This window comes from Citrobacter sp. Cf125 (assembly GCF_030333935.1).
Lineage (GTDB): Bacteria > Pseudomonadota > Gammaproteobacteria > Enterobacterales > Enterobacteriaceae > Citrobacter > Citrobacter freundii.
The window spans coordinates 378,891-393,532 of sequence record NZ_JAOWEY010000022.1 but is presented as its reverse complement, the minus strand read 5'-3'; the positions used below and the strand labels follow the sequence as shown (position 1 = coordinate 393,532).

Below are 14,642 nucleotides of genomic sequence, written 5' to 3'. Positions count from 1 at the left end.
TTATTCCTTAATTGTGAGAGCCAAAGAGGTGGTGGGCAATTTGTGACGGTGTAACGTGATACAGCGCAGCCAGGCGATCGGTGGCGAGCTGGTGTTCAGGAAGCCCCTGCGAAACCTCACCGTTCGGTTCAACGCGTACCACGCTGTCGGCGATTGCCCGGGCGTGCAACGGATGATGCGTCGACATCAGCAGGGCCATACCCGAATTTTTCAGCGTCACCAGCGTGTCGAGCAGACGGATCTGATGCCCAAAATCCAGGCTGGAAGCGGGTTCATCCAGCAACAAAAGGCGCGGACGTTGCGCCAGCGCGCGGGCAATCAATACCAGTTGGCGCTCTCCGCCGCTCAGAGTGTTCCAGCGCCGGGGCGCCAGGTGAGAGATCCCCAGCATCGCCAGTTGTTGATGAGCAATTTCGTGTTCTTTAGCCCCGGGAACCGCAAATGCCGCCAGTTGCGGGGCCAATCCCATCATCACCATGTCCAGTGCGCTAAAGGCAAATGCGCCGTCATGCGCCTGAGGGACCCAGGCAATAGTGGCGGCGCGTTGCCGATCGTTGAGATGATTTATGGCGATGCCATCAAGCAAAATGTCACCGTGAAGCGGCGAAAGAACGCCGAGAATGGTGCGCATCAGGGTGGTTTTTCCGCTACCGTTGGCACCAAGCAGACAACAGACTGAGCCGGGCGAAACCTGAAATGAGACATCGCGTAGCACGGGCTGGTTACTGTGGTATCCCAACGACGCATGGCGGACGGTCAGTAGCGTCATGGGCGATTTCCCCGTAGCAAAAGCAGCAAAAAGAACGGTGCGCCAATAAATGCAGTCAAGATCCCCAGAGGAATTTCCGTGCTGCTAAGCGTACGGGCGAGGGTATCGGTGAGCAGCAGCAAAATGGCGCCGACTCCCATGGAAACCGGCAGCAACTGCTGGTGGTTATTGCCACTGAGGAGTCGGCCGATATGCGGCACAACCAGCCCAATCCAGCCGATGATGCCCGCGATGGCGACGGTACAGGCGGTGATTAACGTTGCGCAGACGATCAGTCCCAGACGCAGTCGGGCGACGTTGATGCCAAGCGATCGTGCTTCATCATCCGACAGGGTGAGCAGGTTCATGCGCCAGCGCAGCAGCAATAGCGGGACCAGTCCAGTGAAGATCAGCGGTGCTGAGAACCACAGATCGTGCAGCGTAATCGTTGATAAACCGCCCAGCATCCAGAAGGTGATAGACGGGAGTTGGGTATACGGGTCGGCCAGCGTTTTGATGAGTGAAATCCCCGCGCCACATACCGTACCCAGCGCAATCCCGACCAGAACCAGCGTTAACACCGGGTCGTGGCGCTTGACTCGCCGGGTAATCAACCAGACACCGGCGACCACGAATAAACCGCCGGTGAACGCATACAGCTGAATGAACAGGATCGGTAATCCAAACAGGATTGCCGTACAGGCACCTAAACCGGCACCCGCCGCCACGCCGAGGATATCCGGCGAGACTAGCGGGTTGCGGAACATGCCCTGATAGGTGGTTCCTGCGCCTGCCAGCGCCGCGCCGAGCAGCAATGCAGCCAGAATGCGCGGCAGGCGGATTTGCCAGAAGACGATTTTGTCCTGCATCGGGACGTCATCAGTACCTGTAATAAGATTCACAACCTGTTGCGCATCCAGGCGGTACGCGCCCGATACCGCAGCGACGCTCGCGCAAAGCACCACCGCAGCAATCATCAGAAAACCGAGGGTAGATGTTTTCATCAGACTGCCACCAGACGTTGATACTGTGCATCGCTTAGCGTGGTATGCCAGAACAGTTCGCTGTAGCGCTGCATATCGGCTTTAAAGCTCTTGTTAACCTGCGGTTCAAGCCAGGCGTGCAGGCGGCGTAACCCCAGTAAACGGTTGATGCCAGGAGGTGCATCCAACCAGCCAAACGGCAGACCGCTGAGAAACAGAATGCGCCGGTCAGCAACCGCTTTGACCCCTTGCCAGATCGGATCTTCTCGTAGGTGCTGCGCTGTCATCGCATCCTGCACCAAAATAATATCGGGCTGCCAGCTGAGCAGATTTTCCATTGAAACCTGTGTGAGCCCCTGTCTTCCGGGGATGTGCGCCACATTCTGTAGCCCCAGCAGTTCTGCCGCTTCGGTATGCAAAGAACCTTGTAAACCTGTCTCCAGTCCTCTGGCACCGCGCGCGGCATAAAAACGCAGATTCGCTGCAGCTGTATGCGAGAAAGCTATTGCATTATCGATAAATCGACGGGCCAGCGCGGCCTGCATTGCAGTACGCGAGACGACGCCCAATGCTTCACCGGCTGCGCGCAACTGTTCTGGGGTATGGCGCAGTTCGCCGTTAATCAGCAGCCAGGGAATGTGAGTTTGTGCGCTCACTTGTCTGGCCTGAGAAAGCCAGGTTTCATCGGCATTGCCGCAGTCAACAACCAGGTCGGGTTTAAGCGCCAGGAGTGCTTCAAGCGAGAGCGTGCTGGCGCGGCCCGCCAGCCTGCCCAGTTTCGGTAAAGTCCGAATATCATCGTGAAACGGGATGGCGGTCTGGCGAGAGAAATCAAAGGAGGAAAAACCCACCACTTTTTCTGGCGCGACAGCCAGCAGTAGCATGTCAGCGGGCGCGCCAGCACTGACCACGCGTAGGGTTATATTCGGCCCTGGCGAGCCTCCAACGGCAACGGTTAGCGGCGTTTGCGCCAATGCGGGAAGATGGCGTAGCAGCAGTGCAGATGCCACGAGTTGGGCAAACATCCGTCTTGTCAGTGCCATTATCAGTATCCTGAAGGTTACAAATTCGCTATATATTTACATATACAGCGAATAAAAACATGTTCAGAATCAAATTCTCACGGATGAAAACACCGGATACCCCATAAGGGCTAGAGGGGATAGAGGCAGCTTAAATAGCGAAAAATATGACAGAAAAATCCGCGACGAAGCGCGGATTCGGGGAGTAAAACGGCTCAGGTAATGACGTTATGGCGTCGGTTGAGTCTGTTTTTTAGGCTCGGCTGGTGGTGTACTTGTCGGTGTTGGCCGCGATGCGGGTACGCTGTCACAGGGCTTCTCTTTGGCGCAGATCAGGTCAAGCATTTTTAGCGTGACGCCGTTGGTCCAGCCAAAACCATCCTGCAATGGATATTCCCCGCCACCACCGCCGGTGCCGGTGGTGCTCACGTCATATTTTTCAACCAGCTTTTTCTCTCGATCGTAGGTGTGCTGCACATTGGTAAGGAATCGCCAGGTCACATCCATCGCAACGTTATCCTGACCGTAATTCTGTAACCCGGATGCTGCGACCCACTGGAGCGGGGCCCAGCCGTTGGGGGCATCCCACTGCTGGCCGCTTTTCACCGACGTGGTAGCAAGGCCGCCCGGTTGCAGCAGATGTGCCTGGGTGGCTGTGGCGACTTTACTGGCGCGATCTTTTGCCGCCGCATTGACATACAGCGGGAACAGGGCGGCGGCCGTGAGCTGATTGCGTACTTTATGGCTTTTCAGATCGTAGTCGGCATACCAGCCTTCTTTGTCGTTCCACAGATACTTTTCGATCCCTTTTTGTCGGGCATTAGCGAAGCCATCGTACTGCGCCGCTTTGGCATCATCACCGGCAGCCTTGCTGGCGAGGGCGATCATTTTTTCCATTTTGTACATCAACGCATTGAGATCGACCGGAACGATGCTGGTGGTGCGCAGAGTGCCCAGCTGATTAGGATTGTCCATCCAGCGGGAGCTAAAATCCCAGCCGGACGCAGCCGCTGAACGCAGGTCGCGGTAGATTTCTGTGGCAGGGCGATTGGGGTTGCTTTTAGCGGTGGCGATATCCTCGACCCAGGACTCTGGCCTCGGCGTATCGCGGTCATCCCAGTAGCGGTTCAAAATGGTACCGTCATCCAGTTTAACCACGCGCTTATTTTGCTGACCGGGCTGGAGTGTTTCGACGCCTTCCATCCAGTAACTGTACTCTTTGAGCATCTGCGGGAGGTATTTTTTCAGCGCGTCATTCCCGTCGTGCTGCGCCAGCAGTTCAACCATAAAGGCAAAGAACGGCGGTTGCGAACGGCTCAGGTAGTAGGTGCGGTTGCCGTTAGGAATGTGTCCCCAGGAATCAATCTCGTAAGCGAAGTTTGCCACCATGTCCGAGACCTTATCCCAGTGATTGCTTTCGGCAAGCCCCAGCATGGTGAAATAGCTGTCCCAATAATATATTTCGCGAAAACGCCCGCCAGGCACCACATACGGCTCTGGAAGTGGCAGTAGCGAGTCCCATTTTTCAGCGTCAGTTGTCGAGCGGGTGAGGACCGGCCACAGTCCGTCAATATGTTCGCGTAATGATTGCCCGGCCGGGGGAACGTATTTCTCGCCTTCTTTCGGTAAGGTGAAATTCACCTCCACAAAATGGCGTAAGTCGAATCCGGACTGATTTTTCTGCATCCGGTAATCGGCAAGGATCATGAGAGGATCGCTGTTAGGCACCGCGTCAGCAAAGGTTTTCTGGTCTGGAAACAGTTTAGCCGTTTGTACATCGTTAAACAGAGGTCCAAGCAGGATATCTGGCGGCTGCGTTGTAGCGGCTGGCGCGTCTTCTGCATTGACGGCAAAAGAGGAAAGGGCAAAAAAGGTACTGGCGAGAGTCAGTTTTATTGCAACAGAAAGCAGGCCTGGATGGCGAGTTGCAGGCGTTATCATCGGTTAATCTCCTTAGCGGTGTGCCGAAGTAGCGGCATTTACCATGAGAAAACCTTAGTTCAGGATCGACCGTTGCGCGTGATCGACACCCCATTTTGCGAACAAACAGACATTTCCCGACGCGAATAGGGAAGAAGCACACCCTTTGTCGAAAAGGGTGTGCTTCGGTATCAGTTTGCGCGGGTTATCCGCTGTGTGACACAGTCAATGGTCAGAGTATCGCCCATCTTTATGCTATCGAGAGCAGCGCCTTGCTGACACATCCAGCACAGACCCATTTCACGAGCGATAATCGCCGGATGAGAGGCTTCGCTGCCGTCCCGCAGGCAGATACCTTTGATGGTCTTCGGATCGAGTTGCAGTACCGTAGACGGATAAATGACATCAGCGACCAGGATAGTGGGGCGCAAGAACGCGGGAATTTGTGCGCTCTCTCCCGTCAAATGTTGCAGTGAACGAGACAGCAAATCTTCAATATCAATGTATCGCGCCTGCAGATAAGGGTCATCGAGCTGTAAATACTGCTGGCTGAGATCGCTCAGCACCTGATGCCAGGCCCAGGCGGCGCTGCATTGTTTTTCACGCATTACATCGCAGGCCATTTCAAACAGTTCAGGATCGTCCAACAGCGTGTGGTGACCGGAGAAGATGGCGGCGATATCTGCGGAATATCGTTCTTCAGCAAGAGCGGTGAGTTCGCTCAGATCGTTCAGCGTACTTTGGATGGCGGTCTGTAATCGCTGCTGCTCAGCCTGCAGTGATGCGGCGGACTGCGGGTTTACCTTTGGCGAGAACGGCGTGTGACAAAATGCCGTCCCCGTGACTTTTGAGGGAGCCAGAGTTGCCTTGTTATCAGTATGCGCGGGCTCGAGCGATTCACCAAAATTCTCTGCCGCCAACTGTTTAAATGCGGCCAGCGCATCCTCTGCCTGTTCGCCCTTAGCAATCAGGCGTAGCGTGTCATTACAGCGTACCTGCAGCAGGGCTATTTGATTCAGGCTATCAGGGACCACACACTTGCCGTTTTTCTCCAGCCACATGTCGGCGTTAAAACCAGACAACGCAGAAACCAGCCGCGAAGCCGGGCGGACGTGGATGCCGTTAGGGTTTTTCACCACAATGGCAACAGAACGGGCATCAGCGTCGGGAGACAGTTCAGCGGATGCGGGTTTCGCTGCGGATGGCGAAGGTAAACCCAGTTGTTCACATTTGGCGTCGAGGGCGTTCATGGCATCACGGATGACCCGATCGATATCAGCACCTGCGGCGGCGCTAACCGTCGCGGCCAGTGTGCCTTCAACCAGTGGTGCTGCGCACAAACGCACTTTGGCGGCAATGTTAGGGTCGAGCAGTTCCAGCGCGGTTTCCGCACTCAGTAATGCACTACCGATATCCATCATCACCAGCACGTGGTCCGTATCGGCCACGGACTCGATGGCTTCCATCACCTTAATCGGATCGGTGCCAATCGGATTCTCAGGATCGTCAATGCCTGCGGCAATGGCGATTTTGCAACCATCACCCATTAACATCTGCCGGGCCAGCACGCCGACGCCTTCGCCCAGTTGGGCGCTGTGAGAAACAATAACCAGGTTTACCATCGCTTTATCCTTACTCTCTGGACGCCTGAGCCAGCATTTGCATCATAAACATGACCGACGTTGCGCCGGGATCCTGATGCCCAATGCTGCGCTCACCTAGATAGCTGGCGCGGCCTTTGCGAGCCTGCATGGTGATGGTGCTTTGCGCTGCGACTTCCGCTTGTTGGCTTGCCGCTTCCAGTGCCGCCTGGACGCTCAGCTTCTGTTCACATGACTGGCGTAAAGACTCCACTACCGGCAGCCAGACGTCGCACATGGTTTTATCGCCAGGTTCAGCCTTACCGCGGCTAATCACACCTTCTGCGCCATCACGAATCATTTGATACAGCTCTTCAAGCGTCAGGCTTTGATGAGCCTGAGTCACCTGGGCGGCGCGGATAAAAAACGTGCCAAACAGCGGTCCACTGGCCCCGCCGACGCTTGAGAGCAGCACCATACCGGTGTTTTTCAAAATAAAGCCGATGTCTTTGTCCGCGATGGAAGGCAGCTTTTCAACGACTTTGCTGAAACCACGATGCATGTTCAGACCGTGGTCGGCATCGCCGATCTCCCGGTCAAGTCCGGTGAGAAAATCACTTTCAGTGGTGAATATTTCACCGCAGCGATAGAGCCAGTTAACAATCTGTGTTCTGTTGAGGGACATCATTAATCTCCTTATTTACCCCAGTTGAGGGCAGGGGTGTGAACCGGTGCATCCCATAAGTTCAGCGTTTCGTCATCCACCTGTAACAGGGTGATGGAGAAGCCGGTCATATCCAGAGAGGTACAGTAAGAACCGATCAGGTTGCGCTCAATGACGATGCCTGCATCCTGGCAACGGCTTTCGAGGCGGTTATACACGCCGAAGAGTTCAGACAACGGCGTCGCACCGAGATTATTGACCAGCGCAATAACCCGATCGCCACTTTGTAACGCACGCTTGCTTTCTTTACCTTCATGCCACGCGCCCTGGACGTTGTCCCAGTGGCGGAGCGTACGGCTGTAGTTACCGTTTTCCAGCAGGGTGTCGAACATTTCATCAACGGTCTGATCGAGAGAGGTGAAGGTGCGGCGGTCAATGCCCGGTTCCCCGTGGATACCTACGCCAAACTCCATCTCGTTATCCTGTAACGTGAACGACGGTTGTCCGGCTGCCGGAACGGTACAGGCGCCAATGGCTATGCCAATGGAGTGGCCCTGGTTATTCAGCTTACGACCCAGCGCCGCACAGGCTTCCAGCGAGTCACCGCGTTCGGCGGCCGCGCCGACCAGTTTTTCGATCAATACGGTATTAGCCACACCACGACGTCCGGCGGTATACAAACTGTCTTTCACCGCCACATCGTCATCCACCACCATGGTGGTGACTTTGACGCCGCTTTCGTGCAGCAGCTCGGTAGCGGTTTCGAAATTAAGAATGTCGCCGGTATAATTTTTGATTATCAGCAGCACGCCTTCGCCGCCATCAATTTGCATGGCGCATTCGAACATTTTATCCGGCGTGGGGGAGGTAAAAATCTCACCCGGGCAGGCGCCGGAGAGCATGCCCTGACCAATGTAGCCGCAATGCATAGGCTCGTGCCCGCTGCCGCCGCCGGAAAGCAGCGCCACTTTGCCCATCACCGGTGCATCTGCGCGGGTGACATACACTGGGTCCTGATGCAGTGCCAGGGAAGGATACGCTTTCGCCAGTCCGGCGAGTTGTTCATTCAGTACGTCTTCAACACGGTTGATCAATTTTTTCATTATTTATGCTCCGCAGACAGTCCTGGATGGCTGCCAAATTCGGGCAGGCATCTGATGTAGGGTATCGGTTTGTACAACGCCACGGCGACCGCTCGCTGCCGATAAGGTAATTTTGCACACGGGTTTGCAAAAGAAAATTGCTGTGAAGAGCGTTTCAATACGAAACATAGCAGCATAATAATGTTCCGTATTGGAACGTCATGGTGCATAAAACAGCGAAAGTGAGAGGTCGGGCGGTATTTGTGCGGAAAGTTTTTGAACGATTTTTTATGGAAAACAAACCACCTGCAGAACAGGTGGTTTGTAGGCATGGTCGATTTCGGCGTTAGCCCGGATAAATTCCGCGATCTTTTCGTGCCAGCAGAATGCGTTCGCAGGCAACGATGTAGGCTGCGGTACGCAGGGAGCAGGATTTCTCAGCTGCTTTTTCCCAAACATGCACCATCGCATCAGTCATGATTTTGTCCATGCGATTGTTGATCTCTTCTTCACTCCAGAAGAAGCTTGCCATATCCTGAACCCATTCGAAGTAGCTGACGGTTACGCCGCCGGCGTTACAGACCACGTCAGGCACAACCACGATACCACGGCTTGCCAGCACATCATCGGCATCCGGATAGGTTGGGCCGTTAGCGCCTTCAAGTACCAGTTTACAGGTCAAGGTTTCCGCACGGTGACGGGTGATCTGACCCTCAAGCGCGGCCGGAATAAGAATATCCATATCCAGGCTCCAGAAGGCCTCGCTGGCGATGGTTTCAGCGCCCGGGAAACCGGCAATCTGTTTGTGCTCTAACTGCCAGGCAGACAACGCGGTCATGTCGATACCTGTGGGGTTAAACAGCGTAGCGGTGTGATCCTGAATCGCGACCACGCGTGCACCAGCTGCCGCGAACAGTCGGGCGGCTTCGCTGCCGACGTTACCAAAACCTTGCACTGCAACGCGAGCACCTTCAACTTCGATGTTGGCACGGCGCGCGACTTCCAGACCGCTGACGAAAACGCCGCGACCGGTGGCTTTATCACGACCTAATGAACCGCCAAGGTGAATAGGTTTACCGGTGACCACGCTGGTCACGGTGGTGCCGTGGTTCATGGAGTAGGTATCCATCATCCAGGCCATGACTTTTCCGTTAGTACCTACATCCGGCGCAGGAATGTCTTTCTGCGGCCCAATGATAATGCCGATTTCGCTGGTATAACGACGAGTTAAACGCTCCAGTTCGCCTTCAGACAGCGAGAACGGATCGACGCGCACTCCACCTTTGGCACCGCCGTACGGCAGGTTCAACGCTGCGCATTTGATGGTCATCCATGCGGACAGGGCCATCACTTCATTAAGATCAACATCAGGATGATAACGCACACCGCCTTTGCCCGGCCCGCGGGAGAGGTTATGTTGCACGCGATACCCTTCAAAATGACGGATAGTGCCGTCATCCATTTGCACCGGGATATCGACAATCAGCGCGCGTTTTGGGTGGCGCAGGGTATCCACCCAATGGGAAAGTTCGCCCAGGTAAGGGGCCACACGCTCGATTTGTTGCAGGTAGGTATTCCAGGCAGATGTGCTGCTATCTGAAGCGTAAGATAACTTATCCATGATAAACCTTAGTTATAAAAGTAATATGTTCTTAATTTGGCCGTGGTATACAGTGAATCTCACCATATAAACCTAAATTTAACATTTTTTTCATAGAAGGGCCTGCCCGACCAGCACGAATTATCGCCATGATTAGTATGGGCTTTAACTTGCGATTGAATAGTTATTCTTTGTCTTTGCTTGTATTTGGGTTGTTTTGCAGGGTGCGTAATTTAATATGCATAATATATAAAAATCGTAATTTGTTAGATTTATGACGCACCTCTAAAAGTAAATAATTTGATAACAAAATGTATTTGCTTTATTGCGGTTAAGATGAGGTCAGTAGGTTACGGCGATGGTAACGGTATCGGCATAGTTGTCTGGCGTGTAGTTCGCGCTGGGGACGGTGGCGTAAACCGGGTAGGTAGTTGTTGTTCCCGTACCGTTGCCCGCGACGGTATTGAGTGATGTATTGCCCCAGACCGTACCGGAAGGACCTGGCGTCGAACTAAGCTGGTAGGGGACTTTATCCGTATTTGACCCCGTGCCCGCCATCACGCCGCTGCCTGCCGTATTACCGTTGGAGGGCTGAAGCCCGATGGTGTAAGGCGTGTTATTGGAACATGCTACGCCCACGGTATTTGAAGCCGTAAGGTTACGCCCGGTCGCCCTGGCTGGCGCAAAGCTAATATCGGTTGCAGAGGTGATATTGCACTGTTTGCTTACGGTCGCCGATACGGTGAAAGGCAGCCTGGCGGCAACCGTATCGCCACAGGTTGTTGGCGGGAAAAGCAATCCGGGATTGAGAGTGACAAGGGCTGTTGCCGTCGTATAGCTATCCTGATAATTTCCGGGGACGGCTGCGGTTTGTGGCGTGACGATCTGCGCCGATACCGTGAGTGAACCCGTCACTGGCGTCAGATTCAGCAGGTTAAGCTGTACCATGGGAAAAGTGGTTCCCGACTGATACTGGCTGCCCCAAACTTTGGTGCGCCCGCTATCCTGGTAAAGCTGGTATGCCAGTGTACTGGCAGGCGTTCCGCTTATTGACATATTTCGCGGTGTCACCTGGCCGCTGACGGCCGAGGCGCCAATATTAAAACAGAGATTGATCCCTGCCAGCGCGTCACCAAGCTCTTTGGCGCAGGTGTAACTGAACGTCATTGATGACGTTGCGCCTGTTGCAGACAGTGGATTGACCGAACCTAAATTTATGGGTTGAACATTGCTCACCGAACAGGTTACCGCATGGCTAATTGCGGGACAAAAAAGTACGGCAGCGATGAGTAGCAGATGTCTTAACCTCATGAACGTACTCCTGTTAGTGTGGGCGACAAACCAGTGGGCCTATTTGCATAATCCCCTTTGCTGACACGGGATAGTCAAATTGTACGCGACAACTACCGGTGTCCGTATCAACGCGCAGCGTGTTGTGCTGCTCCAGGGTGTCGAACCAGGTCATCCCATCAAAGCCAACGACAGACGACTGTCCTTTTCCGTTGATGGCGTAAGCCATGCTGCCTTCAGGAATTGGCTTACCCTGATTGTCGACGAGGATAACCTGCGCAGCACGTACGGTGGTGATGCCAAAACTAACCAAAGTACCGGAACGATCTGCAGGCGTGGCATTCGTCTCAACGCGTGCGATCCGCATATTGGTGGGGAGATCCATCGGGTCAATACTGATCAGGTTTTTTTGATAACTGTTGAGCGGCGTGACCAGCAGTAGTCCCTGGTCATCGCTGCGACCAATCAGGTTATTTTGCAATTTGACTGGAACATCAGGCACGCCGTCAGTTGAGACGACGGCAAAACCATTGTTGATTTCCCTTGCTGCAAACAAGCCGCCTCCCATGGTCACCAGCGATCCGGTTGCGCCTGCGTAGCCGTAATGGTTATCTGGTAAACGGCTGAATCCCGCGTACGCTTTACCATAACGCCCCAGATATCCTACTTCTCCCTGGCCACTTTGTCGGGAAGCCTGCTGACTGGCGGCCAGATTCCAGCCCCAACCGCCGTCGGCAGGCGGCGTCTTGCTGGCGTTGAGCTGATAGCCGGTTTCATCGTTGGTGCGTTGTAGCGTGCTGCTGGCGCTCAGATTGTTATCAGTGGTAATCGTTACCATCAGATAGAGACTGCGATCGCGGTTATCGTCAATGTTCTGGTTGAATCCGGCATTCAGTGAGATGTTGTCTGTAACGGATTTGAACCAGCTGGCGTTAGCGTATCGCACCGCATTTTCGTGTGGATAACGAAACTGCAGGTAACTCAGGCTGACATTTCCGACAGATTCCAGCGAATAACCAATGACCGTGTTGCTGTTAAGCGTTGGGGGCGGCTCACCATAATGGGTGGCGACATCGCGGTAATCGCCAGAAGTTGCCGTGGTACTGGTACTGAAATTAAACCGTTCGCCGGACCAACGATAACCAAAACTGTACAGAAATCCGTTCTGCCCTGAATCGCTACTTGCGGCAAGTGATGTCGAAAATGTGCCGCTGCGGGTTCCCGGGATCCAGTCGTTACTGAAGCCTGCGTTAATCAGTCCATCGCTGGTTTCCGCGTGAGCCCCGGCGGTCAACGTATTGCTAAACCCGCGACGCCATGTAGCGCTCAATACCGGTGCGCTGGCATAGTCAAAAGAGGAATAACCATAATTTTCGCGTACCGTGCCCAATTCTGCCGACCAGGCGGTTAATCCTTCCCGCAGGAGTTGCTGATCGTTGTAGAACGAGAAATTTTGTACGCTCGTTCTGCCCAGCGCGTCTGTCATCATCACCTGACCCGTTCCCGCGCCGCTTATGTTAGGCATGGTGTTGATCTGAAAACTACCTGCGGGGACTTCTCCGTTGTAGTACCTGACACCGTCCACGTACAGCTCAACGTTTGATGGCAACGTCGCGGATCCCAGATATGCAGGGAGTGGGGTGGTTGGCATATAGGGCTGTAAACCAAAATCGGTGCCTATCTGAATGCCGCCAATACGCGTAGGTCGGGACCAGATGAGTGAGCTTGTCAGGGTATCGCCAACGGTTAACGCCAACATCGTATCAGGAAATGAGGTACGCCAGCTGGTATCAAGGCGCTCAAAGCTGTTATCGGCGTATTCCTCAGTGGAGTACTGCGTCAACTGGGTGGTGCTGAGCACGCCGGCAGCATTGAAGGCGCGAAGTTCACTGAAGGTATTTATTGCGCTCTCATCCCCCTGCTGGGTATAGATATCATAATTGAGCAGCGCTCCGCGTGATGTTGTTGCCGTTGGCGCGGTTTCGGTAGGCGAGTTAAGCTGCGTGGTTGCAAGATCGAGTGAACTAAGTGGCGCAGTAAGCGAGAGCGTTTGCAACTGAACGTTGTAGTCAATGGTTAGCTGGGGGATATCGTTCAGGCAGACGGCGTTAGTGGCGTCTGGAGCAAAGCGAAAGCCCATTTTACTCAGGGTATCAGCTCCCGCATAAAGCTTTCCATTATCGTAGCCAAAATGTACCAGCCCAACGGGATTCCCATTCAAGGTGACATCGAGATACAAATCGACTCCCGTAATTTGTGAGGTGCTATTAATAACACCATTCTCACTCTGGTTATTATTCAGCGTTTGTGCGCAAACCATTCCCGATATTAATACTCCATTGAGAAAGCAATATTTCACCAGAAGCCAGAGTCTGTTACAGATCTTGTACTGTTTTTTGGCCATTGATTGTGACTTCAATTTTCCCGCCATAATGGTTATTACTGGCCGACGGGGAGACTATCCAGCGCATTGTTGAGCCTGGTAAAACGTAGCCTAATAGTCCGGGTGTAATGACTTTTTTAGTACCGTCAGGGCTTATAAATGTTGCAGCAGATAACTGTGCATGCCCATTTCCCTGATTACTGACTTCAATAAATTTTTTGCCATCCAGTTGTTGTAATTTCCATTGCAGTTTTGCCTGCGTTTGTGCCGCTGATGTTGGTTGAATGAAAACGGGAACGGAATAATGCAGCACAAACTGAAGCTTATTTTTTTCAACTTTTGCAGGCGGTAACTCATCTATCGACAAACGATAAGCGTCTTCGGCATGTGCCGAGGGAGGGCTTGTGCGAATAACTCGAATCAACTGACGTTCTCCAGGGGCTAATGCCAACATCGGCGGGCTTATCACCAGCCCCTGAGAGGGGGAAAGTTTGTTGTCATAAGCACTTTGACTCCAGCGAAAAACCCGAACCTGGGCATTGAGCACATTTTCACCTGCGTTACTCAGCCAGATACCATCGGCATTTTGCGTCGCTTGCAACGTTAACGTGACCGGGGCTATTTGCAGCCCACTGGCAGTGGCAAGGTTGGCGCTCGCAACCATCCCTAGCAGGCATGCGCAGGCACACTGCTTAACAGGCAGTTTTACTCTCATTTAGCTTCCTGAAGTTAGTAGTTAACGTTAACCGTTACCGTGTCGGCATAGTCGTCAGGAGTGAAGTTGGCGCTCGGTGCGGTGGCATAAACAGTAAAAGTTTGCACCAGACCGGTCCCTGTCGCTGCTACGCCATTCCCAGGTGCGGTGTCGGTGGCGGTATTTCCCCATACCGGACCTGTTGCTGACGTGCGATTTAGCTGATAGGGCACTTTATCGGTATTGGTGGCAGCGTTAGCCACAGAGGACATAGCGCCCGAGCCCGTCGTCGTCCCTCCATTGGCAGCCGACGGCGCCAGGCCGATAAAATAGGGCGTGGTTTTTGAGCAATTAATTGAAATAGTGTTGCTTGCACTGGTGTTTGTCGCCGTGGTATTCACCGGACCAAGTGTGATATTTGAAGCCGAACCCGCAGTCACGGTACAGGCCTTTTGAATCGTCATCAGCACCTGAAATGTTCCGTTAACGGTTGCTGCATTTGCCACAGAGATAATGGAAAAGGCGCAGCAACAAAGAATTAAGCGTTTGTCTAAGACTAGAGCCATATCCTTTACCTTTTTCAAATAACCACATTTATTACTTTAGAAAAACAATAATGTGGCACAAGAAGACATAATTTAACCCTAGAATAAGTATTAGGTGTACGCCAGTTGAT

The 14,642-nt window shown here is 53.5% G+C and carries 12 protein-coding genes; all 12 read right to left on the bottom strand.

The features are described 5' to 3' along the window. Window positions 1-7 precede the first annotated feature (7 nt). The gene (locus OGV89_RS06015; protein WP_060854779.1) at window positions 8-769 is read right to left on the bottom strand and encodes an ABC transporter ATP-binding protein; all 762 of its coding nucleotides are present in this window, start codon (window positions 767-769) and stop codon (window positions 8-10) included. Beyond that, a complete protein-coding gene (locus OGV89_RS06010; protein ID WP_502874036.1) occupies window positions 766-1,725 on the bottom strand; it encodes a FecCD family ABC transporter permease in 960 nt (319 codons plus the stop codon). Before OGV89_RS06010 ends, OGV89_RS06015 begins: the two co-directional genes overlap by 4 nt. A 26-nt stretch (window positions 1,726-1,751) precedes the next feature. Beyond that, window positions 1,752-2,774 carry an ABC transporter substrate-binding protein gene (locus OGV89_RS06005; protein WP_134215443.1) on the bottom strand — a complete coding sequence of 341 codons (1,023 nt, stop codon included), beginning with the start codon at window positions 2,772-2,774 and terminating at the stop codon, window positions 1,752-1,754. Window positions 2,775-2,981: 207 nt separating this feature from the next. Then, window positions 2,982-4,694 carry an alpha,alpha-trehalase gene (locus tag OGV89_RS06000; protein WP_270612739.1) on the bottom strand — a complete coding sequence of 571 codons (1,713 nt, stop codon included), beginning with the start codon at window positions 4,692-4,694 and terminating at the stop codon, window positions 2,982-2,984. A gap of 170 nt (window positions 4,695-4,864) precedes the next feature. Then, window positions 4,865-6,295, bottom strand: coding sequence for a dihydroxyacetone kinase phosphoryl donor subunit DhaM (dhaM, locus tag OGV89_RS05995; RefSeq protein WP_048217891.1), 1,431 nt, complete (start codon window positions 6,293-6,295; stop codon window positions 4,865-4,867). Window positions 6,296-6,305: 10 nt separating this feature from the next. After that, window positions 6,306-6,938: a dihydroxyacetone kinase subunit DhaL gene (gene dhaL, locus OGV89_RS05990; protein WP_003020881.1), complete on the bottom strand. Its 633-nt coding sequence runs from the start codon at window positions 6,936-6,938 to the stop codon at window positions 6,306-6,308. An 11-nt stretch (window positions 6,939-6,949) separates the two neighbouring features. Further along, a complete protein-coding gene (gene dhaK, locus OGV89_RS05985; RefSeq protein WP_003020880.1) occupies window positions 6,950-8,020 on the bottom strand; it encodes a dihydroxyacetone kinase subunit DhaK in 1,071 nt (356 codons plus the stop codon). Between the two features lie 325 nt (window positions 8,021-8,345). Further along, window positions 8,346-9,620 carry a Glu/Leu/Phe/Val family dehydrogenase gene (locus OGV89_RS05980; RefSeq protein WP_003020877.1) on the bottom strand — a complete coding sequence of 425 codons (1,275 nt, stop codon included), beginning with the start codon at window positions 9,618-9,620 and terminating at the stop codon, window positions 8,346-8,348. A gap of 321 nt (window positions 9,621-9,941) precedes the next feature. Further along, window positions 9,942-10,910: a Csu type fimbrial protein gene (locus OGV89_RS05975; RefSeq protein ID WP_137348156.1), complete on the bottom strand. Its 969-nt coding sequence runs from the start codon at window positions 10,908-10,910 to the stop codon at window positions 9,942-9,944. A gap of 13 nt (window positions 10,911-10,923) precedes the next feature. Further along, window positions 10,924-13,209 (bottom strand): fimbria/pilus outer membrane usher protein, encoded by a 2,286-nt coding sequence (locus OGV89_RS05970; RefSeq protein WP_286558288.1) that lies wholly within the window; start codon window positions 13,207-13,209, stop codon window positions 10,924-10,926. Between the two features lie 55 nt (window positions 13,210-13,264). Beyond that, complete coding sequence (locus tag OGV89_RS05965) at window positions 13,265-13,987, bottom strand: fimbrial biogenesis chaperone (protein ID WP_003020869.1); 723 nt, start codon at window positions 13,985-13,987, stop codon at window positions 13,265-13,267. Window positions 13,988-14,001: 14 nt separating this feature from the next. Beyond that, window positions 14,002-14,532, bottom strand: coding sequence for a Csu type fimbrial protein (locus tag OGV89_RS05960; protein ID WP_003020867.1), 531 nt, complete (start codon window positions 14,530-14,532; stop codon window positions 14,002-14,004). Window positions 14,533-14,642 lie beyond the last annotated feature (110 nt).

What these genes read in the sequence shown, in the direction of transcription:
- OGV89_RS06015 (WP_060854779.1), bottom strand. Translation starts at nt 769, where the DNA reads ATGACGCTACTGACCGTCCGCCATGCGTCGTTGGGATACCACAGTAAC.
- OGV89_RS06010 (WP_502874036.1), bottom strand. Translation starts at nt 1,725, where the DNA reads ATGATTGCTGCGGTGGTGCTTTGCGCGAGCGTCGCTGCGGTATCGGGC.
- OGV89_RS06005 (WP_134215443.1), bottom strand. Translation starts at nt 2,774, where the DNA reads ATGGCACTGACAAGACGGATGTTTGCCCAACTCGTGGCATCTGCACTG.
- OGV89_RS06000 (WP_270612739.1), bottom strand. Translation starts at nt 4,694, where the DNA reads ATGATAACGCCTGCAACTCGCCATCCAGGCCTGCTTTCTGTTGCAATA.
- dhaM (WP_048217891.1), bottom strand. Translation starts at nt 6,295, where the DNA reads ATGGTAAACCTGGTTATTGTTTCTCACAGCGCCCAACTGGGCGAAGGC.
- dhaL (WP_003020881.1), bottom strand. Translation starts at nt 6,938, where the DNA reads ATGTCCCTCAACAGAACACAGATTGTTAACTGGCTCTATCGCTGCGGT.
- dhaK (WP_003020880.1), bottom strand. Translation starts at nt 8,020, where the DNA reads ATGAAAAAATTGATCAACCGTGTTGAAGACGTACTGAATGAACAACTC.
- OGV89_RS05980 (WP_003020877.1), bottom strand. Translation starts at nt 9,620, where the DNA reads ATGGATAAGTTATCTTACGCTTCAGATAGCAGCACATCTGCCTGGAAT.
- OGV89_RS05975 (WP_137348156.1), bottom strand. Translation starts at nt 10,910, where the DNA reads ATGAGGTTAAGACATCTGCTACTCATCGCTGCCGTACTTTTTTGTCCC.
- OGV89_RS05970 (WP_286558288.1), bottom strand. Translation starts at nt 13,209, where the DNA reads ATGGTTTGCGCACAAACGCTGAATAATAACCAGAGTGAGAATGGTGTT.
- OGV89_RS05965 (WP_003020869.1), bottom strand. Translation starts at nt 13,987, where the DNA reads ATGAGAGTAAAACTGCCTGTTAAGCAGTGTGCCTGCGCATGCCTGCTA.
- OGV89_RS05960 (WP_003020867.1), bottom strand. Translation starts at nt 14,532, where the DNA reads ATGGCTCTAGTCTTAGACAAACGCTTAATTCTTTGTTGCTGCGCCTTT.